Annotated in this window: 1 protein-coding gene and 1 pseudogene; both read left to right on the top strand. The window is 70.6% G+C overall.

Annotated features, from left to right (window positions below; all coding sequences use genetic code 11):
- The first annotated feature begins 8 nt into the window (after positions 1–8).
- A complete protein-coding gene (locus tag ACLJPD_RS17640) occupies positions 9–12,779 on the top strand; it encodes an SDR family NAD(P)-dependent oxidoreductase (RefSeq protein ID WP_410873280.1) in 12,771 nt (4,256 codons plus the stop codon).
- Positions 12,780–12,795: 16 nt separating this feature from the next.
- Positions 12,796–17,349: pseudogene (locus ACLJPD_RS17635) on the top strand (SDR family NAD(P)-dependent oxidoreductase); the annotation flags it as partial.
- Positions 17,350–17,367 lie beyond the last annotated feature (18 nt).

The raw sequence follows: 17,367 nt of genomic DNA, 5'->3' as shown, positions 1-17,367 counted from the left end.
GTTTAGTAATGTCTGAAGGTTTCGATATCGCGGTTGTCGGGAGTTCCTGCCGACTGCCGAACGCCGCCGATCCGGCGGCGTTCTGGCAGTTGCTTGTCCAGGGGCGCGCGTCGATCACCGGCCCGCCCGGTGATCGCTGGCCCGGCGCGCACCTGCCCGGCGCGATCGGGTACGGCGGCTTCCTCGACGAGGTGGCCGAATTCGACCCGGGCTTCTTCGGCATCTCCCCCCGCGAAGCGACCGCGATGGATCCGCAGCAGCGACTCATGCTCGAATTGGCCTGGGAGGCACTGGAAGACGCGGGCTTGCTCCCGGAGTCTCTGCGTGGCAGCCGGACCGGCGTCTTCTTCGGCGTCGCCCTCGACGACTACGCGGCACTGCGCACCGCTTCGGGTGAACCGATCGACCACTTCACCCTGACCGGACAGCATCGGAGCATCGTCGCTAACCGGGTCTCGTACTTTCTGGGCGCGCGCGGACCGAGCCTGGTTGTCGATACCGGGCAATCGTCTTCGTTGGTCGCCGTCCACCTGGCATGTGAGAGTTTGCGTTCGGGTGAATCCGACACCGTGCTCGCGGGCGGGGTGAACCTCAATCTGGCGCTGGGCAGCGCGGTGAACGCCGATCGGTTCGGCGCGCTCTCCCCGGACGGTCGGTGCTACACCTTCGACGAGCGCGCCAACGGCTACGTCCGGGGCGAAGGCGGCGGGATCGTCGTGCTGAAACGGCTCGTGACCGCGCTCGCCGACCGCGACGACATCTACTGCGTGATCCGTGGCAGCGCGGTGAACAGCGGTGGCGGCGACAGTCTGGCGACCCCGGACGGCGCGGCGCAGCAGGAGGTCCTGCGTCTGGCGCACGAACGGGCCGGCATCGACCCGGCGGAGGTGCAGTACCTCGAACTGCACGGCACCGGAACCGAGGTCGGCGATCCGGTCGAGGCCGCGAGTGCTGGTGCGGTGTTCGGTACCGGACGGGCCGCGGACCGTCCGCTGCTCGTCGGCTCGGTGAAGACGAACATCGGCCACCTGGAGGGCGCCGCAGGCATCGCCGGATTGCTGAAAGTAGTGCTGGCACTGCGGAACCGGCAACTGCCTGCGTCGCTCAATTTCTCGACGCCCAACCCGCGAATCCCGCTGGCCGAACTGAAGTTGCGGGTGCAGACCCGGCTCGGAGCGTGGCCGCGACCGGACGGACGGCTCGTCGCGGGGGTGTCCTCGTGGGGGATGGGCGGCACGAATTGCCATGTCGTGCTGGCGGATCAGCCGAGTGTGGCCGCCGAGGCCGTGCCCGCGCCCGTGGTCACGCCGTGGATGGTATCCGCGCCGAACGCCGGCGCACTGCGGACGCAGGCGGATCGGTTGCTCGCCGGACTCGACCGCGCCGACCCGGCGGATGTCGACCCGGCGGATATCGGCTACGCCCTGGCGACCGCGCGCACGGCTTTCGACCACCGCGCGGTGGTCCTCGGGCGAACCGGCGACCAACTGCGTCGCGGGCTGACGGCACTGGCCACGGGTACACCCGCCGCGAGCGTCGTGCGCGGGGTGGCCCGGCCGGATGGCCCACTCGCCGTGCTCTTTCCGGGGCAGGGTGCGCAGTGGTTCGGGATGGGCCAGGAGCTGTGTGAGAGCTCGGCGGTGTTCGGCGCTGCCTTCGCCGACGCGGCGGCCGAGGTGGACCGGCACTTGGATCGGCCGTTGAGATCGGTGCTGTGGGGCGCGGATCGGGCAGCGCTCGATGAGACGATGTACACCCAGGCAGCGCTTTTCGTGGTGGAAACCGCCCTGTACCGGCTGCTCGAGTCGATCGGTGTGCGCCCGGATCACCTGATCGGTCACTCGATCGGGGAATTGGTCGCGGCACACGTCAGCGGGGTGTGGTCGCTGTCGGACGCCGCGGCGGTGGTGGTGGCCCGGGGTCGGTTGATGGGCGCGCTCGCCACCGGCGGAGCGATGGTGGCGTTGGATGCCTCCGTCGACGAGGTGGTTCCACTGCTCGGCCCCGGTGTCGAGATCGCGGCGGTGAACGGCCCGGCCGCGGTGGTCGTCTCCGGTGACGAGGACGCGGTGCACCAGGTCGCGACGGTCATCGCCGAGCGCGGCCGCCGAGTGAAACACCTCGCGGTTTCGCACGCCTTCCACTCGTTCCGGATGGACCCCATACTCGACGAATTCGCCAGAGTGTTCGCCACGGTGTCCACCCGCGCCCCCGGCATTCCGGTGATCTCGAATGTCACCGGCACACCGCTCACCGCCGACCAAGCTGCCGCACCGGAATATTGGACACGACACGCCCGCACCACCGTTCGCTTCGCCGACGGCATCGAATTCCTGGCCGCCCACGGCGTGACCCGCTACATCGAGTCCGGACCCGGCGGCGTCCTCACCGGACTCACCCGCACGATCGTCGGTCCCGACCACACGGCGATCGCGCTGCTGCGCAAAGACCACCCCGAGCCGGAATCATTGCTCAGCGCCGCGGCTGCGCTGCACGTCGACGGCATACCGATCGACTGGGCGGCGCTGTTCGGTGGCCACCGCCCGCGCCCGCACACGCTGCCGACGTATGCCTTTCAGCGACGGCGGTACTGGTTCGATACCCCAGCGGGTACGCGAGCGGACGCCCCGACTCTCACGCGGGAGCACGCGGGCCGAGCCGAGCCGGAGGTCGAGCGGGATCATGTGGCAGCGGTATTCGTCGATGCGGGGCAGCAGGCCGACGAGCCCGATTTCGATGGGGCGCAGACTGATCCGGTCGAACTGGTGAGCACGGTGGTGGCGGCCGTGCTCGGCTACGACAACGCGGACGCCATCGACCAGGATCGTGCGTTCAACAAGCTCGGGTTCGATTCGCTGGCCCTGCTGGAGCTGGTGCGACTACTCAATGCGGCCACCGGACTCGGCCTCGCGCCCGGGGTGGTCTTCGACCACACGACCCCGGCGGCGCTGGCAGCCCATATCGCCGGGATCCGGCAGGCCGACGAGGTGCCCACGCTCGCCGCGCGGGGGGCGATCGCGGACGACGAGCCGGTCGCGATCATCGCGATGAGCTGCCGACTGCCCGGCGCCGTGTACACGCCCGAGCAATTGTGGGAGCTGCTCGCCGAGGGTCGCGACGCGATCGCGCCGTTCCCGGACAACCGCGGTTGGGATGTGGATCGCTGGTACGACCCGGACCCGGACCGACCCGGACACAGCTACGTGCGAACCGGCGGCCTGCTCGACGACGCGGAATCCTTCGACGCCGAGTTCTTCGGGATCAGCCCCCGCGAGGCCACCGCGATGGACCCACAGCAGCGGCTGCTGCTGGAGACCGCGTGGGAGGCGATCGAGCGAGCGGGCATCGATCCGAACACCCTGCGCGGCAGCCGCACCGGCGTGTTCGTCGGTGCGATGCCACAGGACTACGCGCCGCGCATGGACCAGGTCCCGGACGGCTTCGCGGGGTATCTGCTCACCGGCAGCACGACGAGCGTCGCCTCGGGCCGGATCGCGTACACCCTCGGCCTGCACGGCCCAGCGCTCACGGTGGACACCGCGTGTTCGGCCTCACTGACGGCACTGCATCTGGCCTGCCAGTCCGTGCGCAGCGGGGAGAGTCCACTGGCCCTGGTCGGCGGCGTGACCGTGTTGGCGAACCCCGACATCTTCATCGAACTCAGCAAGCAGCGGGCGCTGTCCCCGGACGGGCGATGCAAAGCCTTCTCGGCCGCCGCCGACGGCACCGGCTGGAGCGAGGGCGCGGTCGTGCTGCTCGTCGAACGGCTCGCGGACGCGCGCGCCGCGGGCCACGAAGTGCTCGCCGTGATCCGCGGGTCCGCGGTCAATCAGGACGGTGCGTCCAACGGGCTCACCGCGCCGAACGGCCTGGCACAGCAGAGCGTGATCCGGCAGGCGCTGGCCAACGCGGGGTTGACTGCCACCGACATCGACGCCGTGGAGGCGCACGGCACCGGAACCGCCCTCGGTGACCCGGTCGAAGCGGGTGCGCTCCTGGAAACCTATGGTCGCGAACGAGAGCGGCCACTGCTGCTCGGCTCCCTGAAGTCGAATATCGGCCACACACAGGCAGCCGCCGGACTCGCGGGCGTACTGAAGATGGTGCTGGCCATGCGACACGGGCAGCTACCCAGAACGCTCCACGCCGACGAGCCCTCCCCTCACGTGGACTGGTCCTCCGGCGCGCTTCACCTGCTCACCGAGAGCACCCCGTGGCCGGACACCGGTGCCCCCCGCCGGGCCGGCGTCTCCGCCTTCGGGATCAGCGGCACCAACGTGCACGTCATCGTGGAGCAGGCGCCACCGGAAACAACCTCCGCGGTTCCGGTAGCAGGTGCGTCCGACTCGAGTGCCGTTGCCTCGGAGCCGAGTGCCGTCATACCAGCGGTGAGTGCTGCTGTGCTGGCCGAGAATGCGGCGGCCGCACCGTCGAAGTCCGCCGTGCCGTGGGTTCTTTCGGCCCGTTCCGAGGTGGCCGTGCGCGAGCGGGCCGAACAGTTGCTTTCCTGGCTGGACGATCCGGCTCGGACGGGCGCCGCTGTGGACGTCGGCTACGCACTCGCGACCGGCAGGGCGATGTTCGACCATCGTGCGGTTGTGGTCGCGGACCAGGTGACGGATCTGCGTCGGGGGCTGGCCGCTGTCGTCGCGGAGGCACCGGACCCGAGTGTGGTTCGAGGGCGGGCCGAAAGTGCGGGCAAGGTCGTCCTGGTGTTTCCGGGGCAGGGGCCGCAGTGGCCCGACATGGGTCGGGAACTGCTGGATACCGCACCGGAGTTCGCCGCTACGGCGGCCGAGTGTGACGCCGCACTGCGGACGTTCACCGGCTGGTCGGTGCTCGATGTGCTGCGGCGGGTCGAGGGTGCGCCGGAGCTGTCCAGGGTGGATGTCGTGCAGCCGGTGCTGTTCACCATGATGGTGTCGCTGGCCTCGCTGTGGCGGGCGTACGGCGTGACGCCGGACGCGGTGGTCGGCCACTCGCAGGGTGAGATCGCGGCCGCGTACGTGGCGGGCGCGCTGTCGCTGGAGGACGCGGCCCGAGTGGTCGCGCTGCGCAGCCAGGCGTGGTGGGAACTGCGCGGCAAGGGCGCGATGGCCTCGGTGAACCTGGCCGCGGCGCAGATCGTGGATCGGTTGCCCGCCGGCGTGGAAGTCGCCGCGGTGAACTCGCCGGGATCGGTGGCGCTGGCCGGTGATCCCGCCGAGCTGGACGCGCTGCTCGCCGAACTGGTCGAGGAGGGTGTCAAAGCCCGTCGCGTAGCCGGGGTCGACACCGCGGGCCACTCCGCCCAGGTCGACGTGCTCCGCGACCGGCTCTACGCCGCGCTCGCTCCGGTGGCACCCCGCGCGGCGCGAATTCCATTCTACTCCACAGTGACCGGTGCGCTGCTGGACACCACCACCATGGACGCGGCGTACTGGTACCGCAATATGCGCGAACCGGTCCGCTTCGAGGCGGCCACCCGCGCGCTGCTCGCGGGCGAGCACCGCGTCTTCATCGAGGCGAGTAGCCATCCGGTGCTCGCCGCCGCCCTGCTCGACACCGCCGAGGACACCGGACGACCGGTGGTCACCGTCGCGTCGCTGCGGCGCGAAGAGGGTGGCAAACAGCGTTTCCTGACCTCGCTGTCGGAGGCGTGGGCGTGCGGCGTCGACATCGACTGGACCGCGGTGTTCGGCGGGCCACGCGCGCGGGTCGACCTGCCGACCTATCCGTTCCAGCGCAGCCGGTATTGGTTGAAGCCACGCACGGGCGGTGACGTTCGGTCCACCGGTCTGGCTGTGGCGGACCATCCGATTCTCAGCGCGGCCCTGGAATTGGCCGACGATGCCGGTGTCGTGCTCACCGGCGTACTCGCACCCCGCGCCCACCCGTGGCTGGCCGAATTCGCCGGTGACGGCGTAACCCGCATGCCCGCCGCCCTGCTCGCGGAACTGGCGATCCACGCGGGCAGCCGCATCGGCGCGGACCACCTGACCCGGTTCGAGCTGGGCGCCCCGTTGACCATCGCGGACCGCGCGAGCGTGATCGTCCAGGTCGCGGTGGCGGCGTCCGACGACGCGGGCGAACGGCCGGTCACCGTGTACGCGCGCCCGATCGACACCGAGGAGCCGTGGACCCGGTACGCGAGCGGTGTCCTGGTCGAACGGTCTCCGGCCGCGGACTTCGACCTCGCCGCGTGGCCACCCGTGGACGCTGTCGCGGATGTGCGCTCCGGGCATCCCGTCTGGTTGGCGGGCGACGACGTCTACATCGAAACGACGCTGCCCGCCGACGCCGGTTCCTTCGGCCTGCACCCCTTGCTGCTCGAAACAGTTCTGCGCGTAGGCAGTTCGGGTGAACCGACGACAATGCACGGCTTCTCGCTGTATGCGATCGGCGCGACCACGGTGCGGGCCAGGTGCACACGGACCGGTTCCGATACGGCGTCGATATGGATCGCCGATGCGATCGGAACGCCGGTCGCGACTATCGAAACGGTGCGGTTCACCGACGGGCTCGCGGCGGCCCGGTCGCTGGACGCACTGTTTCAGGTGGAATGGCCGGAAGTGCCCCACGGCGCGGTGGGGACCCCCTCGAATGATGTCGGCGTTCCGTCCGCCGGCACAGTGGCAGTGCTCGGAACGCACGATTTCGGCCTCCTGGCCGCACACTATGCCGATCTCGATGTCCTGCCCGATCCCTGCCCGGCTGTCGTGGTCGCCGATTTCGGCAGCGAGGTCGACGTCTATACCGCAGTGGGCCGCGCGCTGGATGTGACCCGCGCGTGGATCAGCGCGCCGCGCTTCGACGACGCCCGGTTGGTGATCGTGACCCGAGGTGCGATAGCCGCACACCCGGGGCAGGACGTGCTGAACCTGGCGGGCGCCGCGGTGTGGGGGTTCGTGCGATCGGTGCAAGCCGAACATCCGGATCGCATCGCGCTGGTCGACCTCGAACGGGATTCGGCCGAGCTCGGCGTGGCGCTCGCCGTGGACGAAGCGCAGCTGGCGGTGCGGTCGGGCGTTGTGCGGGCACCCCGGCTCGTCCGGGTCGCTCGGTCGGCGGCTGCTGCCCCCGTGTTCCCGGCCACCGGCACGGTGCTGATCACCGGCGCGACCGGAACACTCGGCGCGCTGCTCGCCCGTCATCTGGTCACCGCGCACGGCGTTCGCCACATCCTGGCGGTGAGCCGTCGCGGCCCCGACGCGGCAGGCGCGGCCGAACTCGTCGCGGAGCTGAGCGAACTCGGCGCGCGGGTCACGGTGGCGGCGTGCGATGCCGCCGACCGAGACGCGTTGCGCCAGTTGCTTTCCGAGATCGAGCCGGCGCATCCGCTGGTCGCGGTGGTGCACGCGGCGGGCGTCCTCGACGACGGTGTGCTCACCGAACTCAGCCGGGAACAGGTGAACCGGGTGCTGCGGGCCAAGGTCGACGCCGCCCTGAATCTGCACGAGCTGACCGCGGATCTCGACCTGACCGCGTTCATCATGTACTCGTCCATGGTCGCCACCCTCGGCGGTGCGGGCCAGGCCGGATACGGTGCGGCCAACGCGTTCCTCGACGCGCTCGCGCAGCACCGTCGGGCCGCGGGGCTGGCCGCGCTGTCGATCGGGTGGGGGTTCTGGGCCGAGCGCAGCGGGATGAGCGAGCATCTGTCCGAGCTGGATCTACGGCGGATGGCCAAGTCCGGCGTCCGTCCGCTGGACTCGGCGGATGGCCTGGCCCTTTTCGATTCCGCCCTCGTGGCCGATGCGCCCGCACTGCTCGCGGTCGACCTCGATCTGACCGCGTTGCGCGCCAGGGCAGAACGCGACAGCGTCGCGCCGCCGCTGCGCGGCTTGGTCCGCGTCCGGAGCAAGCGCCGTGCGGCGGCCACGACCGCCGCGCAGTCCTCGTTCACCGATCGGCTCGCGCAGATGCCCGCCGCCGAACGCAGGCAGGTGCTGCTCGAACTGGTGCGCGGGCACGCGGCCGCGGTGCTCGGACACGCCGCGTCGGACGCGGTCGGTGCGAATCAGGCGTTCCGAGACGCCGGTTACGATTCGCTCACCGCGGTCGAACTGCGCAATCAGCTCAAGGCCGCGACCGGTCTGCCGCTGCCGACGACGCTGCTTTTCGACTACCCGACCCCGGCCGTGCTCGCCGCCCATCTCGACGCGGAACTGCGCGGCGAGCGTGCGCCCGCGCCAGAACTCGGCCGGACCGCGGCCCTGTCCGACGACCCGATCGTGCTCGTGGGAATGAGCTGCCGTTTCCCCGGCGGCGTGCGCACGCCCGACGAGCTGTGGCAGGTCGTCGCCGAGGGCCGGGACGTGATCTCGGCGTTTCCGGAGGATCGCAACTGGGACGTCGACGATCTGTTCGACCCCGATCCGGACCGGCGCGGCAAGAGCTACGTCAGGTCCGGCGGATTCCTCTACGACGCTTACGAATTCGACCCGGCGTTCTTCGGGATCTCACCGCGCGAGGCGCTCGCGATGGACCCGCAGCAGCGACTGCTACTGGAAAGCGCGTGGGAGCTGTTCGAACGGGCGGGAATCGCACCGGACTCGTTACGCGGCACCGATACCGGTGTGTTCATCGGCACCAATGGTCAGGACTACGCCGCGCACCTACAGCACGCGCCGCAGGATCTGGAGGGCTATCTGCTCACCGGCAAGGCGGCCAGCGTGGTGTCGGGCCGAGTGGCCTACACACTGGGGCTGGAGGGGCCCGCGGTGACGCTGGACACGGCGTGCTCGTCGTCGCTGGTCGCGCTGCACTGGGCGGCGCAGGCGCTGCGCAACGGTGAGTGCACACTCGCGGTGGCCGGTGGCGTGACGGTGATGTCGACGCCGGGGTTGTTCGTCGAGTTCAGCAGGCAGCGCGGGCTGGCGCCGGACGGGCGCTGCAAGGCGTTCGCGACTGCCGCCGACGGCACGGCCTGGGGTGAGGGCGTCGGCCTCGTGCTGCTCGAACGACTCTCCGATGCCAGGCGCAACGGGCACGAAGTGCTTGCGCGCCTCGCGGGTTCGGCGGTCAATCAGGACGGTGCGTCCAACGGGCTCGCCGCGCCGAACGGTCCGTCTCAGCAGCGGGTGATCCGGCAGGCGCTCGCTGACGCCGGGCTGTCCGCGGCGGAGGTGGACGCGGTGGAAGCGCACGGGACCGGCACCCGGCTCGGCGATCCGATCGAGGCGCAGGCGCTGCTGGCCACCTACGGCCAGGACCGCGAGCGTCCACTGTGGCTGGGCGCGCTGAAGTCGAATATCGGGCACACCCAGGCGGCCGCGGGTGTCGCGGGCGTGATCAAGATGGTGCTCGCCATGCGGCATCGGCAGTTGCCCGCGACCCTGCACGTGGACGAACCGTCCGCCCATGTCGACTGGTCGGCGGGCGCGGTGGAGTTGCTGACCGAACATCTCGACTGGCCCGCGACCGGGCGTCCGCGCCGCGCGGGCGTCTCGGCGTTCGGTATCAGCGGGACGAACGCGCATGTGATTCTGGCCGAGGGCGATCAGGTGGCACCGGTGGTCGCGGCGCCATCGGGACCGGAATGGAAAGCGTGGCCGATCTCGGCCCGCACCCCCGAGGCCTTGCGCGAGCAGGCGCGCCGGTTGGACACCGTCGTCGGCGATCCGGTCGCGATCGGTAGCGCGCTCGCCGGGACCAGGACGGCCTTCGAACATCGGGCCGTCGCGCTCGGGCGCGACAGCGCGGAGTTGCTGCGCGGGCTGCGTGCCTGCGCCGCCGGCGAAGACGCGCCCGGTCTCGAGGTGGGCGTGGTCCGTTCGTCCGGTCAGCTCGCCTTCCTGTTCGCCGGACAGGGCGCGCAGGTACTCGGCATGGGCCGGGAATTGCACGCCCGGTTCCCGGTTTTCGCCGCGGCGCTCGACGCGGCCGTGGCGGCGCTGAATCCGCTGCTGGACCGACCGCTCGAAGAGGTGATGTGGGGAACGGAGGCCGATCTGCTCGACGCGACCGGATACACCCAGCCCGCGTTGTTCGCGGTGGAAACCGCGCTCGCCCAACTGTTCCTGTCCTGGGGTGTGCGGCCCGATCATGTGGCCGGGCATTCGATCGGCGAACTCAGCGCGGCCTACGTGGCCGGGGCGATGTCGCTGGCCGACGCGGCCCGACTGGTCGCCGCGCGCGGCAGGTTGATGCAGCAGTTGCCCGCGGGTGCGGCGATGGTCGCGGTGGCGGCAGGTGTGGACGAGGTGCGCCCACTGCTGTCGGCGAACGTGGACCTGGCCGCGATCAACAGTCCGCGCGCCGTGGTGCTGTCCGGCGACGCCGACGAGGTCGAGGCGGTGGCGGGTCTGCTCTCGGCGAGCGGTCATCGGATCAGCACACTGAAGGTGTCGCACGGTTTCCACTCGCACCGCATGGACCCGATGCTGGCGGAGTTCCGGTCGATCGTCGAAACGATCGAGTTCACCGAGCCGACGATCCCGTTGGTTTCCACCGTGACCGGTGCGGCGATCTCGCTCGCCGAACTCGGCGCACCGGACTACTGGGTGCGGCAGGTGCGCGACACCGTCCGGTTCGCCGACGGCCTCGCCGCGCTCGCCGCGCACGGTGTCACCGCGTTCCTGGAAATCGGTCCGACGCCGGTACTCGCGCCCGCGGTACGTGACTGCGCCGGTGCCGACGCGGTTGTGGAATCGGTCGCACGCAAAGGTGTCGCGGAGGATCAGGCCGCGCTGGCTGCCCTCGCTCGCCTGCATACCAGCGGCGTCCCGGTCGACTGGGCTGCGTTGGTGCCCGATACCGGTGTGCGGGTGCACCTGCCGACGTATCCGTTTCAGCGCCGTCGCCTCTGGTTCGACGCTCCGCAGGTGCCGACGGCACCACAGCGTTCCGAAGTGGACTCGTGGCGATACCGGATCACCTGGAAACCGGTCGAATCGGCGCCCGCCGCCGCGCCGTCGGGATGCTGGCTCGCGCTCGCTCCGGCCGGGCACGCGGACGAGGACTTCGTCCGCACCGCGATCGGCGGTCTCGGCGCGGATGTAGTGCGGGTCGCCGTCACCGCGGGCGCCGAATCCGCCGCGATCGCGGAGGCGGTCCGGGCCGCGGTGCTCGCCGCTCACGGCGAGCACGGCGCGACGATCGGCGGCGTCTTCTCGCTGCTCGCCCTCGACGAGCGGCCGCACCCCGAATATGACTGCCTTCCAACGGGTCTCACCTCCACTCTCGCACTGGTACAGGCACTCGACGAGCTCGGTGTCGGCGCACCGCTGTGGCTGGTGACCCGGGACGCGCTCGTGGTGGCCGAGGGCGACCGGGCGCGCGGCGGCGCCCAGGCCGCGGTCCTGGGCCTCGGCCGGGTGATCGGACTGGAACAGCCCCGTCGCTGGGGCGGCCTGATCGACCTGCCCTCGGTCTTGGACGAGCACACGGCGAGTCGGTTGGCGGGCGCGCTGTCCGGCACCGAGGACCAGTTGGCGATCCGCAAGTCCGGCGTCTTCGCACGCAGGCTCGGTCGAGCGAGTCTGCGCGCCACCACCGGATGGGCACCGCGAGACACGGTGCTGATCACCGGCGGCACCGGCGGAATCGGCGCGCAGATCGCGCGCTGGGCCGCCGTCAACGGGGCGAGCCGACTCGTCTTGGCCTCGCGGCGCGGTTCCGCAGCGCCGGGCGCCGAAGCGTTGCACACGGAACTGACCGCGCTCGGCGCGGACGTAGTCATCGCAGCCTGCGATACCGCGGACCGCATCGCCGTGCGTGCGCTGATCGAGCGGGTGCGGGCCGACGGGCCGCCGATCCGGGCGGTACTGCACGCGGCGGGGATCGTCCGGTTCGGCGCGGTGGCCGACCTGGCCGCGGCCGATCTGGCCGAGGCCGCCGCGGGCAAGGTGAACGGCGCGCTGGAACTCGATTCCCTGTTCCGCACCGCCGAACTCGACGCGTTCGTGCTGTTCTCTTCGATCGCCGCGACCTGGGGCAGCGGCGGTCAGGGTGCGTACGCCGCGGCCAATGCCGTGCTCGACGCGATCGCCGAGCAGCGCCGGGCCGCGGGCCACCCGGCCACCTCGATCGCCTGGGGTCCGTGGGCAGGCGAGGGGATGATCGAAGGCGCCGAGGTCGAGGAATTGCTCGAGCGCCGCGGTTTGGCGGCGATGCCCGCCGATCTGGCCATCGCCGCACTGCGCGACACGATCACCACATCGGCCGCGGGCGCGGTCCTCGCGGACGTGCGCTGGGACCGATTCACACCCGGCTACACCGCGGCACGCGCGCGCCCACTCATCGCCGACCTGCCCGAGGTCCGCGCCTACAGCGCGCCCGCGACCGAGGACGAGCCCGGCGGCATCACACTGCCCGCGACACTGGCCGACCTGCCTGTCGCGGACCGATCCGCCGCCGTGCACGCGATGGTGCGTGAGAACGCCGCGGCGGTCCTCGGGCACGTGTCCCCGGACGCGCTGGCCGCGGACGCGGCCTTCACCGACCTCGGCTTCGATTCGCTGACCGCGGTCGAACTGCGGGACCGACTGAACCTGGCAACCGGCCTTCGGCTGCCGACCACTGTGGTCTTCGACCATCCGTCCGCGGCGTCCATCGCCGAACATCTGCTGGCCGAGCTGTTCGGAACCGACGACTCGGTCCTCGGCGAACTGGACCGCCTGGAACAGGCGCTCGCCCGGCTCGGTCCCGGCTCGGTGGCCGAGAGCACGCAGGTGGCGGCCCGGCTGCGGGTGCTGCTCGCCCGGTTCGACGAGAGCCCCGCGCTCGGCGTCGACCAGGTCGGCGCCGCGACCGCCGAGGAGATCTTCGACTTCATCGACAACGAACTCGGGGCGTGAGGCCATGTCGAATCCGACCGAAGAAAAGCTGCTCGACTACCTCAAGCGAGTCTCCGCCGACTTGCAACGCACCCGACAGCGGCTGCGCGAAGCCGAGGCGCGCAACAATGAGCCGATCGCGATCGTCTCGATGGCGTGCCGGTTCCCAGGTGGGGTGTGCAGCCCGGAAGACCTGTGGGATCTGGTCGCCGCGGGCGTCGACACGGTGGGGGACTTCCCCACCGATCGCGGCTGGGATCTCGGCACGCTCTACGACCCGGACCCCACCCGATCTGGCTCCTGTACCACCGCCGAGGGCGCGTTCCTCTATGACGCGGGCGATTTCGACGCCGAGTTCTTCCGCATCTCGCCGCGAGAAGCGTTGGCCACCGATCCGCAGCAGCGCCTGCTGCTCGAAATCGCCTGGGAGGCAATCGAACGGGCCGGTATCGATCCGCAGTCGCTGGACGGATCGGCTACCGGCGTCTTCGCCGGCGCGACCTCGTTCCAGTACGGCGGCGACCCGGGACTCGCGCCAAAGAGCGTCGAGGGCAATCTGTTGATCGGCACCGTGCCGAGCGTGCTGACCGGCCGGATCGCGTACACGCTCGGGCTGGAAGGCCCCGCTGTGACGATCGATACCGCGTGCTCGTCCGCGCTGGTCGCGCTGCACCTGGCGGCGCAGGCGCTGCGCAACGGAGAGTGCACGCTCGCGCTGGCCGGTGGGGCCGCGGTGATGGCGAACCCGGCGGTGCTCGTGGAGTTCAGTCGGCAGCGCGGATTGTCGCCCGACGGCCGCTGCAGGGCCTTCGGCGACGCGGCCGACGGTGTCGGCTGGGGCGAGGGCGCCGGACTCGTGCTGCTGGAGCGATTGTCCGACGCCCGTCGACTCGGGCATCCGGTGCTCGGCGTCATCGCGGGGTCGGCGGTCAATCAGGACGGTGCGTCCAACGGCCTGACCGCGCCCAATGGGCTCGCGCAGCAACGGGTCATCCGACAGGCGCTGGCCAATGCCGGGTTGTCCGCGTCCGAGGTGGATGTCGTGGAGGCGCACGGCACGGGGACGACGCTGGGCGACCCGATCGAAGCCGGGGCGATCCTGGCGACCTATGGCCGCGGCCGGGAGGAACCGGTGGCGCTGGGCACGGTGAAGTCGAATATCGGGCACACCCAGGCGGCGGCGGGCATCGCCGGGGTGATCAAGATGGTCATGGCCCTGCGCAATCAGACGTTGCCCAAGACGCTGCACGCGGACATCGCGTCGTCTCGGGTGGACTGGTCGGCGGGACACGTCAGGTTGTTGACCGAGAGTGCGGACTGGTCGGCGGGCGCGCGGGTCCGCCGGGCGGGGGTGTCCGCGTTCGGGGTCAGCGGGACCAATGCCCACGTGATCATCGCGGAACCCGAACCAGTCGATACTGTTGCGCCGGAGCACGATCGGCCTGCAGCGCCATCTGTGGTCGCCTGGATGCTGTCGGCGCGCACGCCCGCCGCACTGCGTGCGCAGGCTGCCCGACTGCTGGCGTTCGCGGAATCCCGCGATGACGTGCCCGTCGCCGACGTGGGCCACGCGCTGGCCACCACCCGTTCGGCGTTCGACCATCGCGCGGCCGTGGTCGGCAGTGATCGGGACAGCCTGATCGGTGGTCTGCGGGTATTGCTCGCGGACGGCGTCGCCACTGGTCTGCTGCAAGGACAGGCCGACCGCGCCGGGAAGACGGCGGTGTTGTTTCCGGGGCAGGGTGCGCAGCGGTTGGGGATGGGTCGGGAGCTGTACGCGCAGTTCCCGGTGTTCGCGAGCGCTTTCGATGCGGTACTGGCGCAGGCGGATATTTCCTTGCGCGAGGTGTTGTGGGGTGACGACGAATCTGTTTTGGAGCGAACAGAATTCGCGCAGGTGGGTTTGTTCGCGGTCGAGGTGGCGTTGTTCAGGTTGTTGGAGTCCTGGGGTGTGCGTCCCGATTTCTTGATCGGGCATTCGGTGGGGGAGTTGGCTGCTGCTCATGTGGCGGGTGTGTGGTCGTTGGGTGATGCGGTGCGGGTCGTTACCGCGCGTGGTCGGTTGATGCAGGGCCTTGCCTGGGGTGGGGCGATGGTGGCGGTCGAGGCGTCTGAGGCCGAGGTCGTGGCTTCGTTGGTCGCTGGTGTGGAGATCGCGGCGGTCAATGGTCCGCGGTCAGTGGTGGTCTCTGGTGAGGAGGAGGCGGTGGACGCGTTCGCCGCGAGGATGGCTGAATCCGGTTCTCGGGTAAAGCGTCTGGCGGTTTCGCACGCGTTCCATTCGCAGCGGATGGAGCCGATGCTGGCCGAGTTCGAGCAGGTGCTGACCGGTGTCTCCTATTCCGACCCGACGATGCCCGTGGTGTCGAACCTGACAGGTTCGGTGGATGCGGACCTGACGTCGCCGAAGTATTGGGTGCGTCAGGTTCGCGAGCCGGTGCGGTTCGGTGCGGGTCTGAGTTTTCTGGTGGAACAAAGTGTTTCCCGGTTCGTGGAAGCTGGTCCGGGCCCGGTGCTGTCCAGTCTGGTGACAGTCGGCACCGCCATTCCGATGCTGCGACGCGACCGCCCCGAACCCGGTTCGGTGCTGACCGCCCTCGCGCAACTACACATCGACGGCGCACCGATCGATTGGCACGCCGTCTACCCCGGCGCCCGCCGAGTCGATCTGCCCACCTACGCGTTTCAGCATCAGCGCTACTGGCTGGACCGCCCCGAATCCGCCCGCCCCGCCGCTTCGGCGGCCGATTGGCGATACCGGGTCGACTGGACCGAAGCCGAAATCCCCGAAACGGGCCAGGTCTCCGGTACGTGGCTGCTGGTCCGTCCGGGCGACGGCAGTTCGCACGACGGTCTGCGTGAACCCATCGCGGCGGCCCTGACCGCGCAAGGCGCACAGGTGCTCTCGTTCGACCCCGGCGCGGACCGAGCAGGCGGGATGGACGAGGTAGCCGGGATACTGATCATCGCCGGACCGGACGTCGTCGCCCGCACCGTCGAGGTACTGGCCGCGACAAACCAGGCCCCGATATGGCTGATCACCAGCGGTGCGGTCGCGGCGGCTGAGGGCGACCCGATCGCCCCGACTCAGGCGTTGGCCTGGGGACTTGCCGGGGCGTTGGCGCTGGAACAGCCGCAGCGGTGGGGCGGGATCGTCGACCTCGGCTCACCCGCCGACGCGGCCCGGCTCGGATCAGTGCTCGCCGCCACGGAGACGGAGCGCCAGTTCGCGATCCGCGATGGCGGCGTCCGCACCAGACACCTGGTGCGCGCCCGCCCCGCCACCCCCGCCGAGTGGACCTGGCAGCTGCCAGGCACGATCCTGATCACCGGCGGCACCGGCGGTGTCGGTGCCGACCTCGCCCGCCGCCTCGCCCGCGCGGGCGCCCGAAATCTGTTGCTGGTGAGCCGAAGTGGACCGGATGCGCCGGGCGCGGACGCGCTGCACGCCGAGCTCACCGAACTCGGTGCCGCGGTCACCATCGCCGCCGCCGATGTCGCAGACCTCGAGCGTATGCGGGAACTGCTCACCGACGTCGACCTCGGCGCGGTGCTGCACGCCGCGGGCGCCCTGGCCGACGGCATGCTCGGCACGCTCACCGCCGACCAGATCGACCGGGTGCTTCGGCCCAAGGTGGCCGGTGCGCGCGTTCTGCACGAGCTGACCCGTGATCGGGAACTGTCCTCCTTCGTCCTGTTCTCCTCGATGGCCGCGACGGTCGGCGCCGCGGGCCAGGGGCCCTATGCCGCCGCCAACGCCTATCTCGATGCCCTCGCGTGTCAGCGCCGCGCGCTCGGCCTGCCGGGCCTCAGCATCGCGTGGAGCGCCCTCGCGGGCGACGGAATGTCCGGCGGCGACACCGGGTCCCGGCTCCGCGCCCGCGGGCTGCCGCCGCTGCCACGCGACCTCGCCTTCGGGGTGCTGGAACAGGCGCTCGCCGACGACGAACAGTTCTTGCTTGTCGCGGACGTGGACTGGCCCGAATTCGTCGAGCGGTTCCAAGCGGGACGGCCCGCGCCGGTGCTGCAGGCGCTGCCCGAGCTCCGGGACCTCGGCGACGCGAGCGCGACGCAGGCGCCGGGTGCGGCACTGCTCGCCCAGCTCACCGGACGAACCGGGGAGCAACAGCGCCAGATCGTGCTGGAACTGGTGAACGCCCATGTGGCCGCGGTGCTCGGGTACGAATCCGGCGTGGCGGTGCAGCCCGGCCGTTCGTTCGGCGAACTCGGGTTCGATTCGTTGGCCTCGGTGGAACTGCGCAACCGGCTCAGCGCCGCTACCGGAACGAACCTGCCGGTGACGGTGCTCTTCGACCAGCCGACCGCGACCGCGCTCGCCGAGTTCGTCACCGCGCTGTTGCCGACGGCCGAACTGGACCCCGCCGCCGCACTACTCACCGAATTGGACGCTCTCGCCGAGACAATCACCGATCTCGCCGCCGAACCCGCGGCCAGGCAGGCGATCACCGCGCGACTCAAAGCACTGCTCTGGAGCCTGGACCAGCAGGGTCCCGACACCGCCGACGACCTCGGCACGGCAACCGATGACGAGATATTCGACCTGATCGACCACGACCTCGGCGTGTCGTGATCGGGTAGAGGAGCTGAG

This window comes from Nocardia sp. A7 (assembly GCF_046549215.1).
Lineage (GTDB): Bacteria > Actinomycetota > Actinomycetes > Mycobacteriales > Mycobacteriaceae > Nocardia.
Note: the sequence above shows the minus strand (reverse complement) of the source record. Positions and strands in the feature narration are given on the sequence as shown.

Coding starts and splice junctions, on each gene's coding strand:
- ACLJPD_RS17640 (WP_410873280.1), top strand. CDS start 9: ATGTCTGAAGGTTTCGATATCGCGGTTGTCGGGAGTTCCTGCCGACTG.